General features: G+C 49.2%; 24 protein-coding genes and 1 pseudogene. 20 read left to right on the forward strand and 5 right to left on the reverse strand.

Translation table 11 applies throughout. From position 1 onward, the window contains the following. Nucleotides 1–18 precede the first annotated feature (18 nt). From NST07_RS15915 to NST07_RS15945, 7 genes and pseudogenes are all read left to right on the forward strand, one after another. Nucleotides 19–837 carry a GNAT family N-acetyltransferase gene (locus NST07_RS15915; RefSeq protein ID WP_342481854.1) on the forward strand — a complete coding sequence of 273 codons (819 nt, stop codon included), beginning with the start codon at nucleotides 19–21 and terminating at the stop codon, nucleotides 835–837. A gap of 99 nt (nucleotides 838–936) precedes the next feature. After that, complete coding sequence (locus NST07_RS15920) at nucleotides 937–1,920, forward strand: aldo/keto reductase (protein WP_342481855.1); 984 nt, start codon at nucleotides 937–939, stop codon at nucleotides 1,918–1,920. A 9-nt stretch (nucleotides 1,921–1,929) separates the two neighbouring features. Further along, nucleotides 1,930–3,893 (forward strand): annotated as a pseudogene (locus NST07_RS15925) (translation factor GTPase family protein). Between the two features lie 103 nt (nucleotides 3,894–3,996). After that, complete coding sequence (locus tag NST07_RS15930) at nucleotides 3,997–4,398, forward strand: NUDIX domain-containing protein (RefSeq protein ID WP_341092991.1); 402 nt, start codon at nucleotides 3,997–3,999, stop codon at nucleotides 4,396–4,398. 170 nt (nucleotides 4,399–4,568) lie between these two features. Continuing rightward, a complete protein-coding gene (locus NST07_RS15935; protein ID WP_341092992.1) occupies nucleotides 4,569–4,994 on the forward strand; it encodes a DMT family transporter in 426 nt (141 codons plus the stop codon). Between the two features lie 19 nt (nucleotides 4,995–5,013). Next, a complete protein-coding gene (locus NST07_RS15940; RefSeq protein WP_341092993.1) occupies nucleotides 5,014–5,727 on the forward strand; it encodes a cyclic nucleotide-binding domain-containing protein in 714 nt (237 codons plus the stop codon). Nucleotides 5,728–5,762: 35 nt separating this feature from the next. After that, nucleotides 5,763–6,257 carry a DMT family transporter gene (locus NST07_RS15945; RefSeq protein ID WP_341092995.1) on the forward strand — a complete coding sequence of 165 codons (495 nt, stop codon included), beginning with the start codon at nucleotides 5,763–5,765 and terminating at the stop codon, nucleotides 6,255–6,257. An 86-nt stretch (nucleotides 6,258–6,343) separates the two neighbouring features. Here NST07_RS15945 and NST07_RS15950 read toward each other — a convergent pair whose 3' ends face one another. Together NST07_RS15950 and NST07_RS15955 are read right to left on the reverse strand one after the other, a co-directional pair. Next, nucleotides 6,344–7,378, reverse strand: a complete 1,035-nt coding sequence (locus NST07_RS15950) for an anthranilate phosphoribosyltransferase (RefSeq protein WP_341092996.1) — start codon at nucleotides 7,376–7,378, stop codon at nucleotides 6,344–6,346. A gap of 12 nt (nucleotides 7,379–7,390) precedes the next feature. Further along, nucleotides 7,391–7,987, reverse strand: coding sequence for an ANTAR domain-containing protein (locus NST07_RS15955; RefSeq protein WP_341092999.1), 597 nt, complete (start codon nucleotides 7,985–7,987; stop codon nucleotides 7,391–7,393). Between the two features lie 331 nt (nucleotides 7,988–8,318). On the opposite strand from NST07_RS15955, the gene nirB reads away from it, so the two are divergent. The 5 genes from nirB to NST07_RS15980 all read left to right on the forward strand — a co-directional run bounded on the left by nirB (nucleotide 8,319) and on the right by NST07_RS15980 (nucleotide 13,161). Continuing rightward, entirely contained in the window at nucleotides 8,319–10,748 is a 2,430-nt protein-coding gene (gene nirB, locus NST07_RS15960) for a nitrite reductase large subunit NirB (RefSeq protein WP_341093001.1), read from the forward strand. Nucleotides 10,749–10,767: 19 nt separating this feature from the next. Continuing rightward, nucleotides 10,768–11,079, forward strand: a complete 312-nt coding sequence (gene nirD, locus NST07_RS15965) for a nitrite reductase small subunit NirD (RefSeq protein WP_341097662.1) — start codon at nucleotides 10,768–10,770, stop codon at nucleotides 11,077–11,079. Between the two features lie 29 nt (nucleotides 11,080–11,108). Further along, nucleotides 11,109–11,981, forward strand: coding sequence for a formate/nitrite transporter family protein (locus NST07_RS15970; protein ID WP_341093003.1), 873 nt, complete (start codon nucleotides 11,109–11,111; stop codon nucleotides 11,979–11,981). Further along, nucleotides 11,978–12,745 carry a uroporphyrinogen-III C-methyltransferase gene (gene cobA / locus NST07_RS15975; RefSeq protein ID WP_341093006.1) on the forward strand — a complete coding sequence of 256 codons (768 nt, stop codon included), beginning with the start codon at nucleotides 11,978–11,980 and terminating at the stop codon, nucleotides 12,743–12,745. The genes NST07_RS15970 and cobA overlap by 4 nt, the downstream gene beginning before the upstream one ends. Nucleotides 12,746–12,840: 95 nt before the next feature. Continuing rightward, nucleotides 12,841–13,161 (forward strand): iron-sulfur cluster biosynthesis family protein, encoded by a 321-nt coding sequence (locus NST07_RS15980; RefSeq protein ID WP_341093007.1) that lies wholly within the window; start codon nucleotides 12,841–12,843, stop codon nucleotides 13,159–13,161. Between the two features lie 184 nt (nucleotides 13,162–13,345). On the opposite strand, the gene NST07_RS15985 is transcribed toward NST07_RS15980, so the two are convergent. Then, nucleotides 13,346–14,221, reverse strand: coding sequence for a LysR family transcriptional regulator (locus tag NST07_RS15985; RefSeq protein WP_341093009.1), 876 nt, complete (start codon nucleotides 14,219–14,221; stop codon nucleotides 13,346–13,348). Nucleotides 14,222–14,348: 127 nt separating this feature from the next. Between NST07_RS15985 and NST07_RS15990 the strand changes: the two genes are divergently transcribed. Both NST07_RS15990 and NST07_RS15995 read left to right on the forward strand, forming a co-directional pair. Next, on the forward strand, nucleotides 14,349–15,131 hold the full coding sequence (locus NST07_RS15990; RefSeq protein ID WP_341093012.1) for a SagB/ThcOx family dehydrogenase: 783 nt from the start codon (nucleotides 14,349–14,351) through the stop codon (nucleotides 15,129–15,131). Nucleotides 15,132–15,159: 28 nt separating this feature from the next. Next, nucleotides 15,160–15,492 (forward strand): antibiotic biosynthesis monooxygenase, encoded by a 333-nt coding sequence (locus NST07_RS15995; protein ID WP_341093014.1) that lies wholly within the window; start codon nucleotides 15,160–15,162, stop codon nucleotides 15,490–15,492. A gap of 134 nt (nucleotides 15,493–15,626) precedes the next feature. On the opposite strand, the gene NST07_RS16000 is transcribed toward NST07_RS15995, so the two are convergent. Beyond that, a complete protein-coding gene (locus NST07_RS16000; protein ID WP_341093016.1) occupies nucleotides 15,627–16,385 on the reverse strand; it encodes an SDR family oxidoreductase in 759 nt (252 codons plus the stop codon). A gap of 227 nt (nucleotides 16,386–16,612) precedes the next feature. Between NST07_RS16000 and tnpB the strand changes: the two genes are divergently transcribed. The 3 genes from tnpB (at nucleotide 16,613) to NST07_RS16015 (ending at nucleotide 20,482) form a co-directional block, all read left to right on the forward strand. Then, the gene (gene tnpB, locus NST07_RS16005) at nucleotides 16,613–17,701 is read left to right on the forward strand and encodes an IS200/IS605 family element RNA-guided endonuclease TnpB (RefSeq protein ID WP_341093018.1); all 1,089 of its coding nucleotides are present in this window, start codon (nucleotides 16,613–16,615) and stop codon (nucleotides 17,699–17,701) included. Nucleotides 17,702–17,877: 176 nt separating this feature from the next. Then, nucleotides 17,878–19,857 carry an FGGY family carbohydrate kinase gene (locus NST07_RS16010; RefSeq protein WP_341093020.1) on the forward strand — a complete coding sequence of 660 codons (1,980 nt, stop codon included), beginning with the start codon at nucleotides 17,878–17,880 and terminating at the stop codon, nucleotides 19,855–19,857. A gap of 67 nt (nucleotides 19,858–19,924) precedes the next feature. Beyond that, a complete protein-coding gene (locus NST07_RS16015) occupies nucleotides 19,925–20,482 on the forward strand; it encodes a hypothetical protein (RefSeq protein ID WP_342481856.1) in 558 nt (185 codons plus the stop codon). 7 nt (nucleotides 20,483–20,489) lie between these two features. Here NST07_RS16015 and NST07_RS16020 read toward each other — a convergent pair whose 3' ends face one another. Next, a complete protein-coding gene (locus NST07_RS16020; RefSeq protein WP_341093023.1) occupies nucleotides 20,490–21,734 on the reverse strand; it encodes an MFS transporter in 1,245 nt (414 codons plus the stop codon). Between the two features lie 115 nt (nucleotides 21,735–21,849). On the opposite strand from NST07_RS16020, the gene NST07_RS16025 reads away from it, so the two are divergent. The 3 genes from NST07_RS16025 to NST07_RS16035 all read left to right on the forward strand — a co-directional run bounded on the left by NST07_RS16025 (nucleotide 21,850) and on the right by NST07_RS16035 (nucleotide 25,803). Continuing rightward, nucleotides 21,850–23,634 (forward strand): ABC transporter substrate-binding protein, encoded by a 1,785-nt coding sequence (locus tag NST07_RS16025; protein WP_342481857.1) that lies wholly within the window; start codon nucleotides 21,850–21,852, stop codon nucleotides 23,632–23,634. Between the two features lie 139 nt (nucleotides 23,635–23,773). Next, on the forward strand, nucleotides 23,774–24,547 hold the full coding sequence (locus tag NST07_RS16030) for a DUF817 domain-containing protein (RefSeq protein WP_341093026.1): 774 nt from the start codon (nucleotides 23,774–23,776) through the stop codon (nucleotides 24,545–24,547). Between the two features lie 290 nt (nucleotides 24,548–24,837). Further along, entirely contained in the window at nucleotides 24,838–25,803 is a 966-nt protein-coding gene (locus tag NST07_RS16035) for a zinc ABC transporter substrate-binding protein (protein ID WP_341093028.1), read from the forward strand.

Below are 25,803 nucleotides of genomic sequence, written 5' to 3' on the forward strand. Positions count from 1 at the left end.
GACTTCAGGAGAACTGGGATGAAAGAGCTGAACTATAAAGAGTATGAAATACTCGAATCTTTGTTTAACCAGAAAAAGCAGCATATTCCGGCGTTATCTGTGCTGCGGGGGAATTATCCGGGGCGGGTATTTGCAGATGTAACGGAGAGACCGACCCTTGCAATAGTGTGGGCGACCGGCAGATGGATGTATGCCGCAGGTGACATCAACCCGGAGCAGAATAAAGAGGCAATGAAGCTGTTTTTGCAGGATGTGGTACTTCCCGATTGCAAAGCTCAGAACCGCAGCTGGTTTGAAATTTATACGGATGATTCCAGGGAGTGGGAGAAGTTGTTTCTGGGCGGAATGGACAAATTGAACAAATGGAACGTGGATAAACATCTCGAGTCAGTGTATGTGTTCCATCCTGAGCAATTTAATCGGAGACAACAATACACGAAACCGGATATAACCAGTAACCTGCGGATCGAACTCTCTGAGTATCCTGTTTTGCCTGATGCTTATCATCACTTGCCTTATGTACATTCAAAGTTTGCGGAGCAGACAACCTGCGGTGCGGCGGTAAAGCTTGGAGAACGTACCCTTTCGATCTGCAAAAATAACGGGTTCACAGCCGGACGTGAATATTTTATTGACGTGGATACTTTCGAAGCAGCTGAGCGGAACAATGGCTATGCAGAACAAGCTGCAACTGCTTTAATCGACTATTATCTGACAAGAGGGATGGTTCCGCTTTGGGAAACGACGCACGACAACCACCCTTCTCACAGACTAGCTTCCAAACTGGGATTTGCCCCTGTTGAGCACTACCCGGTTTTTTCTTTTGTGAGGGAGTAAGGTGCTACTTGTGTCTTGCACAGCGAACCGTTCATAATAGAAATGGATGGTTTGCTGTGCAAGTGTCGTTAACAATCTAATATTCCGGGAGGATATCATATGAATTACCGTAAGCTTGGAAATACCGGACTATCGATCAGCGAAGTCAGCTTTGGCACTTGGGCTATTGGCGGCGACTGGGGAACAAGCCGGGATGAGGACGGACTGAAGGGTCTGGCGCTGGCTATTGAGCAAGGCGTGAATTTCTTCGACACCGCTGATGTCTACGGTTCCGGACATGCCGAAGAGCTGCTTGCCAAAGCCACCAAAGGCAAAGAAGATCAAATACATATTGCCACGAAATTTTGCCGTGCCGGTGACATTCATGATCCTGAGAATTATTCAGCACGGAGAGTAAGCGAATACGCGGAACAAAGCCTGCGCCGCCTACAGCGTGAAGCCATTGATCTGTATCAGATCCATTGTCCGCCAATTGAGATTTTGCGTGACGGTAGTGTATTTGCCGTTCTGGATCAATTAAAAGCTGAGGGTAAAATCCGCCATTACGGAGTCAGCGTGGAAACGATTGAAGAGGGACTTCTATGTCTCGAGTATCCTGGCGTGCAAGCGCTTCAGGTCATCTTCAATCTGTTCCGTCAGCAGCCGGCTCTGGAACTGCTGCCGCGTGCCGAAGCGCAAGGTGCGGGAATCCTGGTGCGGCTGCCGCTTGCCAGCGGTCTGCTCACAGGGAAGTTCAAGGAGGACAGCACCTTCCAGCCTGACGATCACCGCAGCTTCAATGCCAACGGTGAGCAGTTTAATGTGGGCGAGACTTTTGCCGGTCTGCCTTTTGTCAAAGGTGTAGAGCTGGCCCGCAAGCTGGATTGGATCAGCGAAGGCCGGGGGAACATGGCAAGAGCAGCGATGCGCTGGATTCTGGATCATCCTGCCGTCAGCTGCATCATTCCAGGATTTAAGAATGAAGCGCAGGTAGCTGATAACCTCGCGTCACGAGAAGTTCCTTCCTTTACGGCAGAAGAGATGCAGCGGTTAAGCCAGTTTTACAGCAACGAGGTTGCTCCGCACATCCGTGGGGGTGTATAAGCCGACTCTATGACAAGGAACACAACCATCGGTTTGCTCGCCCATGTCGATGCCGGGAAAACGACCTTCGCCGAGCAGCTGCTCTATCATACGGAGGCAATCCGCAACCGGGGCCGAGTGGATCATAAGGATACGTTTTTAGATACACATGAGATTGAAAAAACGCGTGGAATCACGGTATTTGCCGACCAGGCGGAATTTAACATCGGAGATTCGCGCTACTTTCTGCTGGACACGCCCGGGCATGTCGATTTCTCGCCGGAGATGGAGCGCGCGCTGCAGATTCTCGACTACGCGGTAGTCATTGTAAGTGCTGTTGAAGGTGTGGAAGGCCACACAGAGACCGTATGGCAGCTGCTGCGCCGGCATGGAATTCCGGCCTTTTTCTTCATCAATAAAACCGACCGTGCGGGCGCTGACCCGCAGCGTGTATTGAAAGAAATCCGCCTACAGCTCAGCAGGGATGCTTTCATGCTGCCGGAACTTCAGGAAACCGGAGTAGACGAAGAACTCAAGTCATTTATGGCCGAACGCGATGATCGGCTGTTTGAGGCTTATCTGGACGGAAGTCTAAACGATTCTGACTGGCACGAAGCGCTCATCGCTTTAGTCAAGCGCGGCAATATCTTTCCGTGTATGTCTGGTTCTGCCTTGCTGGATGAGGGCATCGACAGCTTTCTCCGCAACCTGGATGCTTTGGTACATACTGAATATGATTACCAGCAGCCTTTTTCAGGAAGAGTATATAAGATCCGCCATGATGAAAAGGGAACACGGATCACCTACATTAAAGCACTGCAAGGCGTGCTTAAATCAAGAGAGGAACTGGCTTACGGTCCTGCCCAGGAACGGATAGAGGAACGGATTACCAGTATCCGCAAAATTTACGGGGCTAAGACAACAGCGGCGGAATGGGGCGCTGCAGGTGAGCTGTTTGCGGTCACGGGGTTAACATCCGCTAAGCCTGGAGAAGGTGTGGGGTTGTTGCAGGATCACCTCAGCAGCGAGCTTGTCCCGACATTGAAATCAAAGGTGCGGTTTGAACCGCCCGTGCACCTTAAGGAAGTGCATAATGCCTTCCAGCAGCTGGGTGCGGAAGACCCGTCGCTGAATGTGAGCTGGGATGAGGAATTGCAGGAACTGCATATCAGGTGATGGGGCAAATTCAGTTGGAAATTCTGGAGCAGATTATGCGCGAACGCTTCAGTATCCCGGTGACATTTGGCGATCCGGAGATTCTGTACATGGAGACAATCCATAACACAGTCTACGGCTGCGGCCATTTTGAACCGCTCGGCCATTACGCCGAGGTGCATCTGAAGCTTGAGCCCGGCGCTCGCGGCAGCGGTATCTCTGTTCAGAATGAGTGCCACCCCGACGATTTAGCTGCCGGCTACCAGCACCAGATTGAGCAATATTTACTGGAAAGCGGGCATCGCGGCCTGCTTACCGGCTCACCGCTGACGGATCTGCGTATCACCTTGCTAAGTGGAAGAGCGCATAATAAGCACACCCACGGCGGGGATTTCCGGGAAGCCGCATTTCGGGCTTTGCGTCAAGGACTGGAGCAGGCGGAGAATATTTTGCTGGAGCCGGTGTATGCGCTCAAGATCAGGATAAATATCGATCATGTAGGCAAAGTAATGGCGGATATCCAGCAGGCTAGCGGGAGCTTTGCTGCACCCGAGATGACGGATCAAGTGGCAGTCGTCACGGGTACGGTGCCTGTCGACACCTTTATGAACTATTCCGTCAGACTGGCCTCAATGACGCAAGGCAAAGGCTCATTGTCGCTAAGGGTTGCCGGTTATCAGGATTGCCATGAACCGGAAACCGTTATCCTAAGTAAACAATACAATAAAAATGCCGATCCGGCTTACACCTCCATTTCGATTTTTTGCGCGAAAGGGCAAGCTTTCTCCGTTCCTTGGGATGAAGCGGAGGAATATATGCATGTGAAGCGTCAATGGTAAGAACCCTCTGGCCGGATTGCAACAAGGACATATGTCCTTTCCGTAGCAAGAAATTCCGCTTTTAATTAAAAGAACATAGGCCAAGATTTTGAGGGGGATTTACATGACAGTAACGATAGACAAGATCGCTTGGATTCACATCGTGGGAGGTAAAGTATTGGCTGCCCGTTCCCACGGAAAGGATACCTATTATTTTCCCGGCGGGAAACGGGAACCGGGTGAAACCGACAATGAGACATTAATCCGGGAGATCGAAGAGGAATTAACGGTCCGGATTGAGCCGGACAGCATCCAGTCTTTTGGCACTTATGAAGCAGCAGCCCATGGCAAAGAGGAAGGCGTGCTTGTCCAGATGACCTGTCTCACCGCAGCTTACACAGGGCAGCTTGCTCCGGCAGCGGAAATAGCAGAATTGGCATGGCTTAGCTATAAAGACAGGGAACGTGTTTCCGCTGTCAGCCAGATCATTTTTGATCAATTACAAGAAATGAAGCTACTCTCCTAATATTTTTCTTCAGGCCCGTTTCAGCCAATGCCATGGCTTGAAACGGGCCTTCGAATTATTGGCCTGTTTCTCCAAATCAACTCTTTCTTCCACTTAGGACATATGTCCTTCACGGATAACGCCAGATGTCATTTAATTAAAGCAGAGATCACATAGAGGAGAGAGAAGCAATGAGAGGAATTATTTTTGCATTCTTGGCCGGGGCCTGCATTACGCTGCAAGGGGTAGCCAACGCCCGCATCAGCCAGGATATAGGCACGTGGCAGGCAGCGACCATTACCCAATTAACGGGCTTTATTATGGCCTTTATCATCCTGCTGTTCGTTCGAGACGGAAAGAAACAAGGCTTCAAGCTGGTCAAACCTTTGTATTTAACAGGAGGTGCCTTCGCCGCTTTTGTTATTTTCAGCGAAGTGACCGCAATTCAGAATATCGGTGTTACCTTTACCATATCGGCACTGCTGATCGCACAACTGTTCCTTACATTTCTGATAGATAGCAACGGATGGTTCGGCGTGGTGAAGCAGAAGATGCGGCTGCCGCAATTTATTGGAATCGGCATGATGATCTTAGGTGTAGTCATTCTTAAGTTCTAGCCTTGGAGGGAAGCCGGCCATGAAGGAAATTCAAGATCAAGGTCTGCTGCAGACCTATTTGCAGAAACATCAGCTTGAGCATATTTTCATTGAACCGCTGAAGGCGCATCTGTCGTTGTACAGCTTTACGCAGGGGGAAACGATTTGCTTCAAAGGAGATCCTTCCGAGTCGCTGTACGTGCTGGTTAAAGGCAAACTCAAGATTTATACGACGACGGCCGAGGGCAGGACGCTGATTATCTGCTTCAAGACACCGCTTGAGCTAATCGGGGATGTTGAATACATTCAGGGAACAGAATTGCTGAACACGGTTGAAGCCGTATCGCAGGTTCATATGATTTGCATACCGTACAGATGGCTGAAAAAATACGGGCGGAATCATCCGCCCTTGCTGCAATTTTTGCTGGAGATCATTACTCGGAAATTCTACAGAAAATCCGATTTCCTCAGTTTGAACCTGATGCACCCCGTTGAGGTACGGCTGGCGAGTTATCTTTTATCCATCACCTATGATGAATCCGATCCTAAATTTACAGGGCAGTTAAGCACGATTAATCTGGTGGATACGGCGAATTTTATTAGCACCAGCTACAGGCATTTGAACAGGGTAATCCAGAAGTTCTGCCAGCAGGGGCTGACCGAGCGCAGCAAAGGCTACATTCTGGTGAAGGACCGGGAAGGGCTTAGCAGGCTGGCACACCGTAATATTTACGAGGCAACTACACCATACTGATGAACATAAAGAAGACGAAAAGGGAGTAATAGATAATGATACTGGGACTACTACTGGCCATGTTTGCCGGGGCGCTTGTGAGCCTGCAGAACATATTCAACAGCAAAGTAAATGAACATACTGGATCATGGTCCACAACAACATTGGTACTAGGGATGGGCTTTATTGCTTCACTGGTAATGGGACTCATCGTTGAAGGCAAAAATATGTTTACTCTTCAGCATATGCAGCCCTGGTATTGGATCAGCGGAATGATCGGGGTCGGTGTTGTCATCTGTCTGGTGCAGGCCACAAGGCTGCTTGGAGCGACTTATGCGATTTCGATTGTACTGACGTCTCAGCTTGGCTTCGCCCTGTTGTGGGATTCACTGGGCTGGCTTGGTCTGGCCAAGGTTCCGTTCACATTGAATCAGCTCATAGGGGTTCTGGTGATTGTAGGCGGGATTCTGGTCTTCAAATTAGGAGGGGGCCGCGAGCCGCAAAAGTCTGCCGAATCCCGCAAGCAGCGGCAAGCATTGCATACCGATTAATAGCAGTTATTCTTAGTCTTAGGTCTTTTTTGCAGCAAAAAGCGTGCACCGTATTGTTACGGTTGCGCGCTTTTTTTGTTACAGCTCTAGTGGAGTGCTTTACTGCCGAGCAGTGCGTTTTTCCACTTGCTGTAGACAGTCCAGGCGTCTCCATTGTCCAGTAAATGCTTGCAAGTATACACGCCTTCTTCTATGGAATTGACCTTTCCGGCCACGTGAAGCCGGGCTGCGCCGTTCAACAGCGTCTGATTGTAAAAGGCCATATGCCCGCCTCCCTGAAGCACAGCTTCAGCTGTAAGCAGCTGCCGCTGGGGAGTCCAGTCCATTTCAGGCACTACGGTTTCAAGTCCCAGCGCATCAGGATCAATGATATCCAGCTGTGCTATGCCGTTCGCAATGGAGTATATGCGGTTCGGCCGGTCGATATAGAGATCCTCAGAGCCTTCCACCCCTTGAACAACCAATCCCTTTTGATAGCCGAGCTTCACGATAAGTCTGGAAATCCGGTCGAATACAGTATTATGATAGATCCCGAATACGATGTAAGGAGAACAAGAATAGTCGATCAATTTCTCGGCTGTATTCAGGATCGTTCTCATGCCAATGTCTTCCCGGAGGCTGCGGATGGCCCCAAGCGGAGGACACCACTGCTCAGCCTTAGCGAAGAGGACGCCGCTTTCTTGTGCAGCTTCGATCGCGTCTGTCCGGGACAGCCTGGCAATCTCGATACCGGAGGCTTGAATGATGTCCTGTAGCGTAACCCCCCACTTGGGCGGCAAGGAAGGGGAACCATGCAGTGTGACCGGCACTCCCGCAGCAGACAGCAAGAAGGCGGTAGGAAAGGTGGCGACAAAAGAATTCGTTCTCCCGTCATAAGGCCCGGCACAATCCATGCCCTGCTGAACCGGCTCCCGGAGGGCAACCTTGCGGCAGACCGTTACGAAGGCTTCCAGCTCCTCGATGCTTTCCAGCTTGATACGCTCCGCAATTAGAAAGGCGCCAATCTGCACGGGAGAGGCCGTCTGGCCCAGAATGGATTCCGCAGCATAATAAGCTTCATCATAGCTTAAATCCCGGGCACCCCGTTTGCCTCTGGCAACTTCTTTTAGAATATTGATCATATGGGATTCTCCTTAAGTTTGATCCTGCAGCAGCTGATATACTTTAACTATCGACGTGGCGACATCAACTATACGCTTGCGTTCATTCATCGCCTGCTTGCGAAGAAGGTCATAGGCTTCGGATTCACTGATGTTCTTCGCCTTGGAGAGGATGCCTTTAGCCATATCAATCCATTTGCGCTCTTCGATCCGGGACAGCAGCTGCTCCCGCTCCTTTAGCCATTGATGGCGTTCGAAGCACTGCTTGGCGCTGAAATGAAGAATCCAGTGAATTTCCTGCGGGTGCATGAAGGGGGATAATATCCCGTCGACCCTGATATTGTCTTCACAGGCCGAGACAGATAATGTCGCGGTCAGGGAGGTGCACCACCAGACTATTGGTGCAATTTTGTGCTGGATCAGCGGGGTGCTCCATTCATTGATTTCGGTGATAGGTAAATGAAGAATGGAGGCATCGGCATCGCTGATCAGGGCCAAGGCCTGTTCCAGAGTATCAGCTACCTCGACCACATAACCGCAGGAGCGAAGAATGACGTCCGGGCTCCGGGACGAGAGCGCTTCTGTATCGTTCTCTGTTGTACCATTATGAATGACGAGCAGGGAATGCATAGTTTGACGCTCCTTTTACATCGTAATGATCGACGTCATGGATCTGCTATTGAACGTACAATATAAGTTATAATGTTATATTATATAACACACATTGAGCGTTGTTGTCGATAAATTAAATATATAAAAATTTATATGTCATAATTGTTGACGTATTACGAATTCATGTAGTATAGTCATTTTAACAAATTCATCAAATCTACGAATACAACGATGTATTCGGTCGAAGCGGCAATGGCGCCTGCTCTCACATCTGTTACCTGGAAACGTAATTTTCCGGCCGGAGTGAAGCGGGCTATTTCTGTTGTCTACATGGAGAGGAGAGAGACATATGTCAGCAATACGCAAAAAACTGATACTGGTCGGTAACGGGATGGCGGGGGTACGGGCGATCGAACATTTGCTCAAATTGGCTCCTGAGGCTTACGAGATTACGATTTTTGGTTCCGAGCCGCATCCGAACTATAACCGGATTATGTTATCTTCTGTCCTCGCAGGCGGAGCCAGCATGGATGAGATTATTATCAATGACCTTGAATGGTACCGCAGTTTTAATATTACGCTGTATACGGGCCACACTGTCACTTCCATAGATACTGTGGAGCGTAAAGTATATACGGATAAAGGGATAGAAGCCCGTTATGATGAACTGATTCTAGCCACCGGCTCTAACCCGTTCATGTTGCCGCTGCCCGGAGCAGAGAAGGAAGGGGTCATCGCATTCCGCGATATTAAGGACACCCGGATTATGCAGGAAACCTCGCAGAAGTATAAAAAAGCGCTGGTCATCGGCGGAGGACTGCTTGGTCTGGAGGCGGCAAGAGGACTGCTGCACCTGGGGATGGAGGTTTCGGTTGTACACATCCATGATTATATTATGGAACGCCAACTGGATGAAGCGGCTTCGGTGATGCTCCGCAAAGAGCTGGAAGAACAGGGCATGAAGTTCCTGCTGAAGAAGCAGTCAGAGGCGATTCTCGGTAAAAAAAGAGTTAAAGGTCTGCTGTTCACAGACGGTGAAGTGGCTGAAACCGATCTGATCGTGATGGCAGTCGGCATCAAGCCGAATATTGAGCTGGCACGCAAGAGCTCTATTAAGATTAACCGCGGCATCATTGTGAATGATTATCTGGAGACCAATATTCCCGGAATCTATGCGGTCGGAGAATGTGCAGAGCACCGGGGTATTGCTTACGGACTGGTAGCTCCGTTATATGAGCAGGGGGCTGTGCTCGCCAAGAGACTGGCGGGTGTGCCGACCGAAGGCTACACAGGCTCCATTACCTCGACCAAGCTGAAAGTATCCGGGGTCGATGTATTCTCCGCAGGCCAGTTCACGGAGCAGCCGGGGTCTAGAGCTTTACGCTATCAGGATGAGATTGACGGAGTCTACAAAAAGCTGGTCATTCAGGACGACAAGCTGATCGGTGCCGTATTGTTCGGCGATACAAATGACGGGGCACAGCTATTCTCCATGATTAAGAAAGGCGAGAATATTAAGGGGAAGGAAAAAGAACTGCTGCTTGGGATTTCCGGCGATGCACTTGCCTCGCCCAAAGGAAACCGGCTGGAGGGCATGGCTGATGACGAGATCATCTGCGGCTGCAACGGTGTGTCCAAAGGGGCGATAGCCGAGGCTATTCAATCCGGGGGCTGCACCAGTGTAGGCCAGATCAAAGCCTGCACGAAAGCTTCCGCCTCTTGCGGCGGCTGCAAACCGCTGGTAGAGGGACTGCTGCAGCTCTATGCCGGTGATGATGTGGTCACGGTCAAGGAAGGCATCTGCGGCTGCACTACACTTGGACGCGACGAAATTGTCGCCGAGATCAAGCGGATGGAACTGAAGACAGTCAAGGAAGTCATCAATGTACTGGATTGGAATAATGAAGAGGGCTGTGCCAAATGCCGTCCTTCATTGAATTACTATCTGGGGATGCTCTGGCCTGAAGAATATGTGGATGAGAAGGAGTCCCGGTACACGAATGAACGCTACCATGCCAATATCCAGAAAGATGGCACGTACTCGGTGGTACCGCGAATTTATGGAGGCGTGACCTCACCGGCTGAGCTGATCAAGATCGCAGAGGTTGCCGCGAAGTTCGAGGTTCCACTGGTGAAGTTCACCGGCGGGCAAAGACTTGATTTGCTCGGCGTCAAGAAGGAGGATCTGCCGAAGATGTGGGAAGAGCTGGATATGGCTTCCGGGCATGCCTACGGCAAGACACTCCGGACGGTTAAAACCTGTGTCGGCTCCACCTACTGCCGGTTCGGTACGCAAGATGCCCTTGGTATGGGCATTCGCTTAGAGAAAGCTTTCGAACGGCTGAATACGCCGGGCAAAGTGAAGCTTGCAGTCTCCGGCTGTCCGCGAAACTGTGCGGAAGCGACGATTAAGGATTTCGGCGTTGTCGCCATTGATGGCGGCTGGGAGCTGCATATCGGGGGCAACGGCGGTGTGCATGTACGGGCAACAGATCTCCTCTGTGTAGTGAAGACCGATGATGAAGTGCTGGAATGGGCTAGTGCATTTCTGCAATATTACCGGGAGAATGCCGGCTGGAACGAACGGACAGCCCAGTGGGTCGAACGTGTAGGTCTGGACAGCATTAAGCAGGCCTTAGAGCTTAAGGAAGAACGGCTGGCGCTCCAGGAAAGAATTCAGAAGACACTCAGTCTCACCACCGATCCGTGGAAACAAATTGTTAATGAGCCGGAGCTGCGCAAGAATTTCGAAGAACTCTCACAACCCGAGACGGTATAAGGAGGCCACTGCTATGACTATGACCAAAATGCTTGTTGGCAATTTGACGGATATCGACATCAGAGGCTCACGCAAGTTCAAGGTGGGAGACAAGGAAATAGCCTTATTCCGTCTTACTGGGGGTGAGGTGCTGGCCGTTGAGAATAAATGCCCGCACAAAGGCGGCGTCTTATCAGAAGGTATGGTCTGCGGTTCAAAGGTGCATTGTCCGCTCCACGACTGGCGGATTGACCTCCATAGCGGTGCTGTGCAGGCACCCGATTCCGGTCATGTGACAACCTATGAGGTAGAGGTAGATCACAGCAGCGGGCACATCTATCTGACTATCTAGTACAACTAGTGATTACAGGGGGAATAGTCATGGATTACGTGAAGCCTAGTGAAGTGTTATCCGCAATGATCGAAGCCGGCAAGGCCAAAGCGGAGCTGAGCATCACGCAGCTTATTGTACGCGGCAGCCTCGGGGGAGCGATACTGGCGTGTGCGACTACCTTAGCTTTTACAGCAACAGCTCAAACTAAGATACCTATGATCGGAGCACTTTTATTCCCTGTCGGCTTTGTAATGATTATACTGCTTGGACTGGAGCTCGTTACCGGCAGCTTTGCTTTGATTCCGCTGGCGGTGCTGGAGAAAAAGACGTCTCCCGGCCGGATGCTGAACAATTTCTTCTGGGTAATTATCGGGCACTTAATTGGCTGTGCAGTATATGCAGCCTTATATGGCCTCACTATTACAAAAATGGGGACCGATATGTCAAATCCGCTAATTCAGACGTTAATCACAACAAGTGAAGGCAAAACAACTGCTTATAAGAGTATGGGGGCAGAGGGGATGACGCTCGCCTTAATCAAGGCGATGCTCTGCAACTGGATGGTTACGCTCGGGGCAGTGATGGCAATGACCTCTAAATCCACAGCCGGAAAAATACTGGCGATGTGGCTGCCGATCCTAACGTTCTTCGGTCAAGGCTTTGAGCATACGGTGGTCAATATGTTCGTGATTCCTGCTGGAATGCTGCTAGGGGCAAAAGTCAGCTTTGGAGACTGGTGGCTCTGGAACGGTATCCCCGTTCTGCTCGGGAATTTTCTCGGCGGGGTGCTGTTTACGGGCCTGCTGTTCTATCTTTCGCAAAAAAGCTTTAAGTCCGGAGCTTCTTCCACAGCGGAGCAGCCGTCCGGACGGAGAGATGCTGTTATCTCAAGCACGGCAGCATTGGAGAAAAGCCTATGAAACAGGGAAGCATAAGTATTGTTGGAGCAGGACCGGGGGACCCGGAGCTGATTACAGTCAAAGCGCTGCGGCGCATTCAGACTGCGGATGTTATTCTCTATGACCGGCTGGTGAATGAAGAATTGCTCGCTTATGGCAGGAAGGAGGCACTGCGCATCTATTGCGGTAAAGCGCCGGGCCAGCATTCTATGCCCCAGGAAGGCATTGAAAGGCTGATGATTAAACATGCTTCCGCCGGCAGCCATGTTGTCCGCTTAAAGGGCGGTGATCCCTTCGTCTTCGGACGGGGCGGGGAAGAAGCGCTTGCCTCTGCTGCTGCGGGAATTCCCTACGAGGTCATTCCCGGCATTACTTCGGCCATCGGTGCAGCGGCTTCCGCTGGAATTCCTTTGACTCATCGCGGCCTCGCCGCTTCATTTGCCATCGTAACCGGCAGCCGCTGTCACGATCATGCTGCTCCTGTCCGCTGGGATGCGCTTGCTCACAGCGTGGATACCCTTGTCATTTACATGGGGGTAAGCCATTTGAGCGGGATCTGCGAACAGCTGCTGAAGCATGGGAAGGATGCTGCAACTCCTGTAGCGCTGATCGAGAATGGGACTACAGACCGTGAGCGGACGGTGACCGGTACGCTTGGCAACATCGACAAGCTGGCCGCGGTTATGAAGATCAGCAATCCGGCACTTATTATCATCGGTGAAGCAGTGAAAATAAGGGAACAGCTGCTGGCTCTGGAGAATGCCGCACGTTCGCAAATTGGATAAAAGTGAGTGCAGTCACAGGCCTTGGTTGAATATAAAATCTATACTTATTCCATAATCTATTTAGGAGCAACCTGCTCTAAAGGAGAGTGGAGGATATGCAAATTCAACTGGATCCCTTAACTTCCGGACGTCTTGGAGAAAGTCTTAATGATAAACCCGGATCCTTCAAATTGTTCTATGACACGGAAGATTGCGGCTGCAACGGTGTTTTGGTCTTGTTGATCGTAATTGAACCTAATATTACGGATATCGTCTTCCAGCAGCAACCGTTCGTCTTTCTCTGCGACCGCCAGCAGGAATCATTATTTGATGAGGTGATGCGGCTGGAGGCCGACGAACATTATCCATCCTATAAGCTGACAAGTGATTCCTCTTTATTCGGAAGCAATATCAGAGTTAGGGATGGCCGGCAATAAATTTGTCAGAAGACAAGACAAGAACATAATCCTTTGAGAATCCGCGCTCTGCGCGGTTTTTCATTGTAAGGGGCTCGGTTATTATCCTTCCCTTCGGACAAGAACGGGTCCCTTTGCCGGTGATGTACTCCTGAAATTTCTGTAAAAAGTGTGTTCCTTATGATGCCAGGAAGGACTTGATCTCTCAGAGTCCAGTTGTTTCCAGTTTCTTCATATAATTTTGACTGTGTACAATAAACTCTGCGGTCACCGGAGAAACGTACTGAAAGTCACGTACGGCAAGTACGACCTCGCGTATTATAGCTGGTCGAAGGGGAACAGCCGTCACTTTTGGCAATACCTCGGGCATATACAGTTCGGGCAGGATAGTGACCCCGACCCTTTCCTGCACCATGGAGAGGATTGTGGCCGGATCCCTCACCTCGAAGGTGACATTCGGTACATTGCCATGCTCCTGTAACAGTTTTTGGATGCCGTAGTCTTTAACCATAATAAAGCATTTGCCCCTCAGTTGATCGAAAGTGAGAAACGGTTCGTCTTTCAGCGGACTATCGTTTGAAACAAACACCTTCATTTGATCCTGAAGCAACGGAAACGTCTGTAGCTCTTTGTCAGGCGTGGTGGTAAAGCCGACATCTACTACGGAGCCGGAGATCCAGCTGTGAATCTCTTCGTAACTCCCCTCAAACAAGACAATATCAATCTGAGGAAACAACTCCCGGAACGAACCGATTATACCGGGAAGCACCTTAGCGGATACGCTGGGAATGACGCCGATGCGAAGCGTTCCCGCTTCCAATCCCAGGGAAGCAGAGGATTCCTCTCTCATACATGATGTAATACGCAAAATTTCCCGGGCATGCTGAATCATCCGTTCACCGATGTAGCTCGTGGAGATGCCGCGCCGGTTGCGGTGAAACAACAAGATTCCCAATTCCTTTTCCAGACTATTGATCATTTGCGATACCGCCGACTGCGTAAACCCCAAGGCATCAGCCGCTCTGGTAAAATTTTTGTGCTCCGATACTGCAATTAGAACTTGTAGCTGCGTAAGTGTCATGTTTTCTCCTTTGACATTAGTAAATACTTATTAAATATATAATAAAGCATAATTTCACTAATGGTATACTGCGTCGTATAATCTACCTTGTGAGCAGTGAATTAACTGTAAAAAGGGAGGAATATTCATGCATCCTGAGTGGAAAAGCATCTGTAATGATTTTATCCAGGCAACCTCTTACGCTGTCGGTGATTTGGAAAAAGGTTGGGCGGCGAAGTATGACTTTTCTAAAGCTCCGCCTACGTATTTGCGGTATGAAGACGCTATTGTGCATATCCCATTGGGAAATCCGGATTTTCCGGACGCTCCAGCCCTGTGGGAACTGCTGAACAACCGCCGTACCAAGCGTAATTTCACCAACGTGCCACTTTCATTGAACGAATTAAACCTATTGCTCTGGGGAACACAGGGAATTACTGCAAATATGGAGGGGTATCAACTTCGGACAACGCCTTCCGCAGGAGCACTTTATCCGATTGAAACTTATTTGCTGGTGAATAACGTGGTAGGGTTGGAAAAAGGACTGTATCACCTGGATGTAGAGCGCTGGACCTTGGAAGGGTTAAAACTGGAGGATGTAGCGCAGGTTGCCTATCTGTTTACGGAGGAGCAGGAGATGACCCGCCGGGCTGCCGTTAACTTTGTTTGGACCGCTATGGTTGGACGCACGGAAGACAAGTACAACGAACGGGCATATCGGTACATATGGTGGGATGCAGGCCATGTCTCACAGAATCTTCATACTGTCGGGAACGGGTTGGGGTTGGGGGTAGCCACCATAGGCCACTGGTTTGACAAAAACATGAATGAATATCTGGGTATCGACGGGAGCAGTCATCTCTCTGTTCTGATGGCATCCGTAGGCAAAACAACAGGAAAAGGCTGGAAGCATGATAGACGGCCTACTTAAGTAGCGTAAAGAGAAGGAGATGAAAATAATGAGTAATTTTGCTAAAACACCACAACCGCCGTATTATGCGGTTATCTTCTCAAGTCAACGTACCGAAGGAGATCATGGATACGATAGCATGGCAGAGAATATGGTAACATTGGTGTCCAAACAACCAGGTTTTTTGGGTGCGGAAAGTGTCCGGGATTCGCTTGGTTTCGGGGTAACGATCTCTTACTGGGAATCCTTGGATGCCATTAAAAATTGGAAAGCAAACGAAGCACATGGATTGGCACAGGAAAAAGGAAAAACGGATTGGTACAAAAATTACATCACAAGAATCTGTAAAGTAGAAAGAGAATACTCCTTGAATGAATTGTGAAAAGATCTTTTCCTAAATCTAAACCTTCGAGCGGATGCTAAGTGAGATGGAGTAAAATATCATCTGTATGCCAAAAACCCACCTATCTCAGCATTTCAGCATAGGTGGGTTTTTGGCATGTCTATTCGCGATGTTTAATAAGCCGTCCAGCCGCCATCTGCTACGATGACGGTTCCGTTCACGAAACTGGATTCATCGGAAGCAAGAAACAGTGCCACTTGAGCAATTTCTTCCGGTTTGCCGACCCGCGGGTTCAGGGCCAGTCCCGGCTGGGTACGCCCCATACCAAATTGATTAATGTTTGTCATTGTAGAGCCAATATTAGTCTCAACTGCGCCCGGTGCAATGGCATTGCAGCGGATTCCCTGCTGGGCATACATGAAGCCTGTATTCTTGGTGAAACCAACAACGGCATGTTTAGAAGCAGTATAGGTAGCACCGGCCCGGGCACCGTTTAATCCGCCGGCCGAGGCGACGTTGATGATTACCCCTTTTTGTTTCTCAAGAAAGAAGGGGAGAGCTTTGCGCGTTGAGAGCATCACGGAGTGCGTATTGATAGCGAAGACACGGTCCCATTTGTCATCTTCAATATCTCCGGCCGGTTCGAAATTATCCATAATTCCGGCATTGTTCACCAGAATATCCAATGTGCCATAGGTATTCACTGTAGTATCTATCAAATTCTGAAGATCTGCTTCGGACGCTACATTCGCCTTTACTGCAATAGCCTGGCCTCCGGCTGACTTGATTTCGTCCACAGTTCCTTGGGCAGTTTCTTCGTGAATGTCTGAAACCACGACCTTTGCACCTTCTTTTGCATAAAGAATGGCGATTGCCTTACCCATTCCTGAAGCTGCACCCGTAACCACAGCTACTTTGTCCTGAAGTCTCATCTGAATTCCTCCAGTGTCGCGAATATCTTCCAACCGCTAGTATCTTTTAAAGGTATCCAGTTTATGCAGAATCACTGTGCTGTACCTGTGGATCACTTCCTTAGGTTTATCTTCAAAAGCCGAAAAGACTCCGACCTCTATAGGCGGAGATGAATCGGCGGTTTTCAATTATTCAGCGAACATATGTGCTATACTGTAAAAAAACACTACAAAAGGGGGTGTCGCACATGATCGTTCATCAAGCGTATAAATACCGCATCTACCCAAATACCGAGCAACAGCAACTCATTCGTCGAATGTTTGGCTGCTGCTGCTTTGTGTTCAATCATTTCCTGGAAGAGTGGAACCAAACCTATGCCGGGACAGGCAAAGGGTTGTCCTATCAGACCTGTGCGACACAGCTCCCCGTCCTAAAAACACAATATGGCTGGCTCAAAGAAGTCGATAGTATTGCTTTACAGTCCGCCGTTCGGCATGTGGCAGATAGCTTTGACCGCTTTTTCAAAAAGCAAAATCAAGCGCCTCGCTTCAAAAGCCGGAAGCATCCAGTACAAAGCTACACCACGAAATTCACGAACGGAAATATCGCCATTGAAGGCAACCGGTTGAAGCTTCCCAAGCTCGGCTGGATGCGTTTCGCCAACTCTCGGAAGCTGGAGGGTCGTATACTGTCCGCTACGGTACGGCAAAACGCCAGCGATAAGTATTTTGTCTCCCTGGTTTGTGAGGTCGAAAAGACCCCACTCCCACAAGCAGATGCACATATCGGCATTGACTTGGGGCTTAAGGAATACGCTGTGTGCTCCAACGGCGAGCATTTTGCCAACCCCAGGTTTTACCGTCAATACGAGAAAAAGCTTGCGCTGTGGCAGCGGCGTTTGGCGAGACGCACACCAGGGGGCTCCAACTGGAAGAAAGCCAAGCAACACATTGCTCGTATTCACGAACACATTGCAAATTCCCGGAACGATTTTCTCCACAAGATGACAACGAAGCTGATCCGTGAGTGCCAAACGATCAGCATCGAACATCTGCGTGTGGCGAATATGATTCAAAATCCCAAACTCTCCAAGTCCATCGCTGATGCGTCCTGGGGCGAATGGGTGCGTCAACTGACGTATAAAGCATCCTGGTATGGACGAACCCTCCGGGTTGCCGACACCTTCGAGCCGACCAGTCAGCAGTGCCACGTATGCGGCATGATCCATCCCGAAGTGAAGAACCTCTCGATTCGAGAATGGACATGTGTAGCTTGCGGAACACACCATGATCGGGATGAAAATTCGGCTCATAATATCAAAGAGGTAGCGGTATAGCTATTACCTATAAAAATAAAACGTAGAACTGCGGGAACGCAGGGATCGCTTGCCCATAAAAGGAGGCTGCTCCTCTGTTCGCAAGAATCCACCCCTTCAAGCGTCAGCTAAGTGGTGGAGATTCAAGTTATTCTGGAAATAATTATGATAGTCTACGTGGAAGGAAGAGAGCGATTGTGAAGTATATCGGGCTGGATATTGGAACGACATCAATTTCTGGATTGGTGTATGATCTGGAGCAAAGAACTGTGCTTCATACCATTTCGGATGAGGGAGGAAATCCCCCTACGGGCACGGCAGAATGGGAAAGGCTGCAGGACCCTGAAAAAATTCTCCTGCAAGTGGAAGAGATTCTGGAGCAGCTGATATCTTGGGAACCGGAGGTGTGCGGGATAGGTTTGACCGGACAAATGCACGGCATCCTATATATAAATAGAAGCGGGCAACATGTAAGTCCGCTCTATACTTGGCAAGATGGCAGAGGGGGGCTTCCTTGCGAGGCTTCGCTTTCTTATGCGCAGAAGCTGAGTGAATCGACCGGCTACCCGGTCGCTCCAGGCTACGGGCTGGCAACACACTATTATAACCTGTTGCATGATCTTGTTCCGAATGATACCTCCAGCTTCTGTACGATTGCCGATTATGTGGCATTAAGGTTAGCAGGGTATAATGTGCCAAGAATCGACGCAACACAAGCTGCTGCGATTGGCTGCTACAGCTTACTTCTAAATGATTTTGACCGGACAGCCCTTGCTGAGGCAGGAATTGATCCGAAGGTGCTGCCACCGGTTGTACCCTCAGGAACGATAGTAGGACTCACGTCTCACGGAATTCCTGTATACACCTCGCTCGGAGATAATCAGGCAAGCTTTCTTGGAAGTGTCCCGGCTCCTGACCAATCGCTGCTGCTGAACATGGGTACAGGCAGCCAGTTGTCGGTGCTGCTGCCGGAGGGTATGGAGCAAGTTGACGGAATGGAAATGCGGCCTTATCCCGGAGGTGGGGTACTCATGGTAGGTGCTGCACTCAGTGGAGGTGAATCGTACGCTCTTTTAGAGCATTTTTACCGGCAAATCATCGAAGCTTATTCCGGAGAACCAGCGGAAGAGGTTTACAGTATAATGGATCGGCTGTTGCAGGATAATCCGGCGGGTAGCCAGGGGCTTACGGTACACTCGCAGTTTCTCGGAACCCGAACGAATCCTGAGACACGCGGCAGCATAGAAGGTATTTCTCTGGACAATTTCGCACCCGGCAATCTTGCCCATGCCTTTCTGGAGGGGATGGTTGACGAGCTGCATGCATTCTACACAGCTCTTGGAATGAAAACCGGCAAAACCTTCGATTATATAGTTGGCTCCGGTAATGCACTGCGTGCCAACACAGTATTATGTGACAAAGTCCGGTCGGCGTTCAGGATTCCTTTTAGTCTGAGTGACTCACAGGAAGAAGCGGCAGTGGGTGCGGCATTATGCGCAGCGGTAGGGTCAGGTTACCTAAGCAGCTTCAGAGAAGCCGCAGAATACATAACGCTGGAACAAAGCAATCAAACCTGCGAGGTAGAGATAAGCAGCAAGGATAAACTTCGCCTGATGGACAAATACGGTTTGTCTGCTCCAGAGCCACAGGAATCTGTTATACCGCTAATTAGTGATGCTGAGCAAGCAGAGCATACAGTACTTCCTTACACGCAGAGTGCAGGTTCAATGGAGTCCGGTTCCCGGCTAATCCCTGTACTGCCAGGGCAATCCATTGGCCCGCTGCAACTTGGAATGACCGAGACGGAGATCGCGAAAGCCGCAGCGGAATTTCCGTTATTTTATAAAGTTGAATATAACGACGCAGGATCGGCGGTATTCATCGAAATCGCCAATCCTGGGGAAGAGTGGACCTGCAGTTTTGCCGGGATTGATCTATTTGCTACCATGGCTGAGAAGCTGGCAGTTATTGTGGATCAATTATCTCCCTATGAACGGAATCCTGCGGAAACCGGATGCACCTATACTTTTCCGCAGCTGGGTCTGACGTTATGGCGGTCCGATGCCCTTAGCGAAGCGGATCTGCTTACTGAAGAGTATTTGTCGCTTCCTCCCGATATTTATGAGGATGAGAAACGGCTGCTGTATTTTGAATCGGTGTCAGTGTTTGTTCTATAAAAAAAGGAGGCTAACGATGAAACGGATGCCCTTTGAACGTCCAACTGAACATTATGATACACGGATCATGGATATTGACGAGAAAATCTGTGAGCTAATCAAGCAGCGGAAAGATATCTCCGGCAATAATCCGGGGTTTCCGCCCTTAGAGCAAATTTCTAAATGGGCGGCGGACTTCGAACTCTACGAGGATTTTTTAAAAGCGATATTCGGATCCTTGTTAAGTGAAGAGCATTTTAAACCGTTGATTGAGCCTTCCGGATTCAGACAACATATTCCCGTGCTTCAGTCTATTGAGCAGGGTGAGTATTTCTACACACTCACTTCCATGCGGCAATATAGCAATGCCAGCGTAATTACCTTCAATATAGATTGGGATGTTACTGTAGATGATCTGATCAGACATTCCTATAAGCACCACAAACATTTTGAGCTTGAGTTGGGTGAAGCTTATGACTGCCGAATGTCAGATGGCGGTAGCTCAACGGGGCGTGCCGCTTATAATTATGTGATCTCCCCGCCATTACCCGACAATATTTCGGGTGTGGAACTAAAATTTAAGGAATACATCGGACCCTTCAAGAACAAAGAGACAGGTACTGAAATTGTTTTTTGCGTGAAATGATGCTGATTTATCCCTTTACCGCCCCGCGATGTTTCCATAATGGGCTAAACAGACAACCTGCGAATATAAGCATATTTATGCCTGTTGTAATCAGGAACACCGTGCGTGGACCCGAAAGCTCAGAGATCCAGCCCGACGCTATAATGGCGAAGGGCATCCCCAGCTTGAAGATTGATCCCGTAATTCCGCTGACCCGGCCAATTAGCTGATAAGGGGTTGTCTCCTGGCGGAACGTCCAGATGCTTACCGTGCTTATCGTCTCAAACAAACCGTATAGAAACAGACCGAAGGCAAGTACATAAGCAGAATGCGACCAATAAAAGATGGTACTCGTCAACCCGACGCATAAACTGGATAACGTAATCAGCTGACCAACTGTGAAATACCCCCGCAATTTACCGATCAGCAGGCTTCCTGCCAGTCCTCCGATTCCAGCGGCCGAGAAAACGAGGCCAAGTAGCGCATTCCCGAGCTTCAGTTCATCCTTTGCGAAAAAAATAATTGTCGTATCCACCATCCCGGAAGTGCTGTTCAGAAATATAACGGCGATCGTCATCGTCCATAATAACCGGTTGGTGCGTAATTCAATCCAGCCTGCATACAGCTCTTTCCAGAAGCCGTCTCGCTTCGAAGAAGGCGATGCGGTCTCTTCATGGGTTCGAATACAGGAAAGTGTAATGAAGGCCATGGTGAAAGCAACCGCCGTAATCAGCAGAGATACATGGAGATTGGGTAGGATGAGCAATAAGCCGCTTAATACGGGTCCGGCGATCCCGACAAAGGTCGTCACGAAATTGTAGGAAGCATTTGCCGGGGTGAGCATGGACTTGGGAAGCGACTGCTTCACCATGGCAACCCGGGCGTTGGAATAGGCATACCCAAAGGTCATCAGCAGAAAACCCGCAATGTACAACAGCCAAAGAGAATGAATCCCCAGTTCGATAGCCGCGTATAACCCCGCAAGAATTACGATCTGCAGCAGAATAGCCGTTAAAGACCACCTTTTCTTATTTACCCTGTCTACCAGGACGCCAATGAACATCGCGAGCAGCAAATTCGGCAGGAATTCAATGCCCCTCATCGTCGACATAACCACGGAGGACTTCGTGAGATCATACAAAATGAGCGGTAGGGCAAGCTCATAGATCTTGTTCCCCAGCGCCATGATCGCACCTGTCCCAAGTAAAATCATAAAAGCCGGACTGCGCCAAATGGATATCTCCGGCTGTGCTTGCGTTATGTTGGATGACATTAGTTCATACACGCTCCTCTTTACGGATGGAATGACTCAAATTATACTTTTACAAAAGTGGCAGTAAAATAGAAAAGTGAATTTATTGATTTCGCCTTTTAGAGGAGTGACGATGATGGATATTGAAGATCATTACTTAACGCTGCATAAACAATATGAGTTAAAGCCGGATAAGACCTGGTTTCCCGTGTCGATGGATGAGCTTTCGGTTATCTTTGACTGCACGCGCCGCAATACGCAATTTCTCGTCCAGAAGCTGAAGGAGCATGGTTATATTGACTGGAAATCGGGACTGGGCAGGGGGAATACTTCACAGCTTGTACTTCTCCGGGACAAAGAAGAGCTGATACTTGAAAAAGCGCGCAGACGGGCGCAGCAAGGCCGGATTCGTGAAGCCTTCGAATGTCTGCAGGCTAGTAGTGACGAATCTCTGCATACGCAGTTCCACAGCTGGCTTGGTGACCAGTTTGGCATGCATAAACAGCGGAGTGATGAGGATGTGCTGCGGTTTCCCTTTTACAGGCCCGTGCCTGATCTTGATCCGCTGACAGTTGTCCGGAGAACGGAAGCACATATGATCCGCCAGTTGTTTGATACATTGGTGGAATACGATCCGCAGCAGCAGACCTTGAAGCCTGGACTTGCCCATCACTGGGAGTGTGACGAAACGAAAAGCCGCTGGACCTTTTATTTGCGCAAGGGCGTGATGTTCCATCATGGTAAAAGGCTGACAGCGGAGGATGTGCGGTTTACCTTCGAGCGTATCAGGAACTGGAGTACCGGCGATTTCCTGGCACAAAGTGTGCTGCAGGTGGAGATGAGGGGTACGTATAGTGTTTGTTTCCAGCTGGCTGAGCCGAATGCGCTGTTTGCGCATTTTATAGCCACCGAAAGGTTTTCGATCATCCCGAATGATTTGGAGCAGATAGCTGCGAGACATAACTTCGCCAGGCTGCCTGTGGGCACTGGGCCTTTTCAAATGACTGAGAATAATGAATCTATCCTGGTGCTGGAGGCCAATGAACGTTATTTTAATGGACGGCCTTTCTTGGACCGGATTGAAATGTGGGTATGGCCTAATTACGAAGAACAGCTGCGTAGCAGGGAGAGGTCTTCAGATCAAACACAGCTGCTGTATTTTGAAGCGCTTAGCAAGGGGGATTCTGACCGGACATTGAACCAATATGAGCTGGGCAGTACATTGCTAACGTTCATTTTGTCTAAAGACGGAGTAGTGCAGGACAGGCGGTTACGGGAGGCTATTCATCTTGCGCTGGACCGGAAGCAAATGATTCGGGAGCTGCAGGGGAGAAGAGCCGTGACTTCTTCAGGCTTTGATCCCGGGTGGAATGACTCCGCATATGGGAATGGCTCTGATTTGGATGCAGCCAAAGAACTGCTGCGATCCTCTACTTATGCCGGTGAAGTCTTGCAGCTATACACCTATGAGTACTTCAGCAATGAAGAGGATGTGCGCTGGATCCGGCAGGAGTGCGGCAAGCTGGGCGTTAAGGTGGAAATAAATGTGCTGCCTATTCTGGAACTGTCGCAAGCGGGGGTGCTCGTGCAGGCAGATATGATCTTCGTTGGCGAAGTGCTGGGCGGACAGCCCCCGATTGCATTAATTGAGATGTACCGGTCTCCTAACGGTTATATCCGCAACCATTTAGATGCTGCCACGTTGGCAAAAGTCGATGGACGAATCCGGGATGCTCTGGAAACTGCCGAGCCGGAGCAGAGAATGCAGATTTTGCGGGGGATCGAGGCGGAGCTGAAGCGGCAGTTCAGTGTGCTTTTTATGTATCATAGTGTGCAGACAGTCGGGCATGAGAAGTCGCTGTACGGGATCGAGATGAATGCCTGGGGCAAAATCAACTACAAGGAAATATGGATGAAGTAAGAATATATAATAGCTTCAAGAAAGCTTGTTCTATCATAAAACAATCAAAATATATTGTAAAACGATAAATTATATGTTAAATTCAAAACGGTCATTAATAAAGAAAGGCTAAAAGCTGCCCGGCGAGGAGATAACATCATTGAAACCAATAACACAACTTCTGCATTTTGGCTACCATCAGGCGATGAGCTGCATTTTTCCGATTGCGATCTTTGGGACCTTAGCTCTTTCCGGTTTAATAGATGTGCCTTTCGTTTACCGTTATGATGCCATTCTTTTCATACTGCTTACTGTGCAGTACCTCATGTACCGCAGTGGATTAGAAACATGGGATGAGATTAAAGTGATCTGTATATTTCACTGTATTGGACTGTTGCTGGAAATATATAAGGTGAGTATGGGATCTTGGTCATACCCGGAGCCCGGGCTTACGAAGGTATTCGGTGTACCGCTCTATAGCGGTTTTATGTATGCAAGTGTTGCAAGTTTTATGTGCCAGGTATGGCGTAGACTGAAGATGGACATGACCGGCTGGCCGGGGCTTACTTCTGCGGGATTACTGGGAGGAGCGATCTATCTGAACTTTTTCACACACCATTTCATTCCTGATTTTCGCTGGTGGCTAACGGCGCTTGTGCTCATTGTTTTTTGGAAAACTTGGATCATCTACCGGGTACGGACTGTTACATATCGAATGCCCTTGACACTGGCTTTTTTCATCGTAGGTTTTTTTATCTGGTTAGCCGAAAATATAGCTACATTCTTTAATGCCTGGAAATATCCTGACCAGTACCAAGCCTGGCAAGTGGTTAGCTTCAGTAAAATCAGCTCGTGGTTCCTGCTGGTCATCATCAGCGTTATTATTGTGGCCCAACTAAAACATGTTAAAGCTAACCGTATTACAAAAGGGTAAGGGTCTGGCTAAGATTAAGCAGACGGGACAGGATATCACAATAAAACAGTGGCAGTCCAGGACAATATCTCGTCCCTGGCAGCCGCTGTTTTTTGTTGTGTTCAGGTAACGCAGCGCATGAGTACAGGGTGGATTATTATTACATAAATCTTTCCCTAGTAAAAATTAGTTTGACAGTAGAAACAAATACCTTTATTTTTATATATATAAATAAGTTTCATCAGGGAAACATATTTTCCTTAATGCACATTATGAATCTTAACTATTCTTTGAACCAGGAGGAGAAACAAATGAGGAACCTGTGGGTGGAGAGAACGAGAAAATTAGGTGTGGGTGCATTGCTGTCCGTGGTACTTGTAATCACGGCCTGTAATGAGAAGGAGAGCGGGAACGCAGCAGAAGGGACAGGCAAAGACACCATTGCTGTGGTTACGACCATTTCACAGATTGCAGAGCCTATAACGATTATTGGCGGAGATAAAGTACAGGTACAGAGTCTTATGGGACCAGGTGTGGATCCCCATCTGTATAATGCCACTCAAGGAGATATAGCCAAGCTGGGCGGTGCGGATCTGGTCCTGTACAGTGGCTTGCATCTGGAGGGCCAAATGCATGAGGTGTTCCAAGAGATCGGCAAAACGAGGCCGACTGTTGCGATATCTGAGAGTATCCCGGAAGACCAGCTGCTCAAAAATGAACTGGGAGACACGGACCCCCATGTGTGGTTTGATATTGACCTCTGGAAGCAGGCACTTGGCAATGCAGCAGAGGAGCTCAAGAAGCTGGCTCCGGAGCATGCAGAATATTTTGAGAGCAATAAAGCGAAATACTTCGCAGAGCTGGACACGCTGAATACGGATTCAAAAGCCAAATTGGCACAGATTCCGGAAGCCCAGCGGACACTGGTTACCGCGCATGATGCATTCAGTTATTTTGGCCGGGCAAATGGTATTGAGGTAATAGGCTTGCAGGGACTGAGTACAGAGGATGAATTTGGCGTCTCTGACATTAACGATACCATTGACTTGCTGATTCAGAACAAAATTCCTGCCGTATTCGTAGAAAGCAGTATTAACCCGAAATCCATAGAGGCTGTGATTGAAGGAGCCAAGAGCAAGGGGCTGGAGGTCAAGCTCGGCGGCGAGCTGTTCTCCGATGCCATGGGCAATGCAGATACCGCTGAGGGTACTTATCTGGGAATGTATAAACATAATGTGGAAACGATCTATACTGCACTCAGCGGGGGAGGGAACTAA

This window comes from Paenibacillus sp. FSL L8-0340, from assembly GCF_038593145.1.
Lineage (GTDB): Bacteria > Bacillota > Bacilli > Paenibacillales > Paenibacillaceae > Paenibacillus_AQ.

Coding starts and splice junctions, on each gene's coding strand:
- NST07_RS15955 (WP_341092999.1), bottom strand. CDS start 7,987: ATGCATTCCCTGCTCGTCATTCATAATGGTACAACAGAGAACGATACA.
- nirD (WP_341097662.1), top strand. CDS start 10,768: ATGACCAAAATGCTTGTTGGCAATTTGACGGATATCGACATCAGAGGC.
- NST07_RS15940 (WP_341092993.1), top strand. CDS start 5,014: ATGAAGGAAATTCAAGATCAAGGTCTGCTGCAGACCTATTTGCAGAAA.
- cobA (WP_341093006.1), top strand. CDS start 11,978: ATGAAACAGGGAAGCATAAGTATTGTTGGAGCAGGACCGGGGGACCCG.
- NST07_RS15995 (WP_341093014.1), top strand. CDS start 15,160: ATGAGTAATTTTGCTAAAACACCACAACCGCCGTATTATGCGGTTATC.
- NST07_RS15950 (WP_341092996.1), bottom strand. CDS start 7,378: ATGATCAATATTCTAAAAGAAGTTGCCAGAGGCAAACGGGGTGCCCGG.
- NST07_RS15930 (WP_341092991.1), top strand. CDS start 3,997: ATGACAGTAACGATAGACAAGATCGCTTGGATTCACATCGTGGGAGGT.
- NST07_RS16020 (WP_341093023.1), bottom strand. CDS start 21,734: ATGTCATCCAACATAACGCAAGCACAGCCGGAGATATCCATTTGGCGC.
- NST07_RS15915 (WP_342481854.1), top strand. CDS start 19: ATGAAAGAGCTGAACTATAAAGAGTATGAAATACTCGAATCTTTGTTT.
- tnpB (WP_341093018.1), top strand. CDS start 16,613: ATGATCGTTCATCAAGCGTATAAATACCGCATCTACCCAAATACCGAG.
- nirB (WP_341093001.1), top strand. CDS start 8,319: ATGTCAGCAATACGCAAAAAACTGATACTGGTCGGTAACGGGATGGCG.
- NST07_RS15985 (WP_341093009.1), bottom strand. CDS start 14,221: ATGACACTTACGCAGCTACAAGTTCTAATTGCAGTATCGGAGCACAAA.
- NST07_RS16025 (WP_342481857.1), top strand. CDS start 21,850: ATGGATATTGAAGATCATTACTTAACGCTGCATAAACAATATGAGTTA.
- NST07_RS15935 (WP_341092992.1), top strand. CDS start 4,569: ATGAGAGGAATTATTTTTGCATTCTTGGCCGGGGCCTGCATTACGCTG.
- NST07_RS15945 (WP_341092995.1), top strand. CDS start 5,763: ATGATACTGGGACTACTACTGGCCATGTTTGCCGGGGCGCTTGTGAGC.
- NST07_RS16035 (WP_341093028.1), top strand. CDS start 24,838: ATGAGGAACCTGTGGGTGGAGAGAACGAGAAAATTAGGTGTGGGTGCA.
- NST07_RS15980 (WP_341093007.1), top strand. CDS start 12,841: ATGCAAATTCAACTGGATCCCTTAACTTCCGGACGTCTTGGAGAAAGT.
- NST07_RS15970 (WP_341093003.1), top strand. CDS start 11,109: ATGGATTACGTGAAGCCTAGTGAAGTGTTATCCGCAATGATCGAAGCC.
- NST07_RS15990 (WP_341093012.1), top strand. CDS start 14,349: ATGCATCCTGAGTGGAAAAGCATCTGTAATGATTTTATCCAGGCAACC.
- NST07_RS16000 (WP_341093016.1), bottom strand. CDS start 16,385: ATGAGACTTCAGGACAAAGTAGCTGTGGTTACGGGTGCAGCTTCAGGA.
- NST07_RS16015 (WP_342481856.1), top strand. CDS start 19,925: ATGGATATTGACGAGAAAATCTGTGAGCTAATCAAGCAGCGGAAAGAT.
- NST07_RS15920 (WP_342481855.1), top strand. CDS start 937: ATGAATTACCGTAAGCTTGGAAATACCGGACTATCGATCAGCGAAGTC.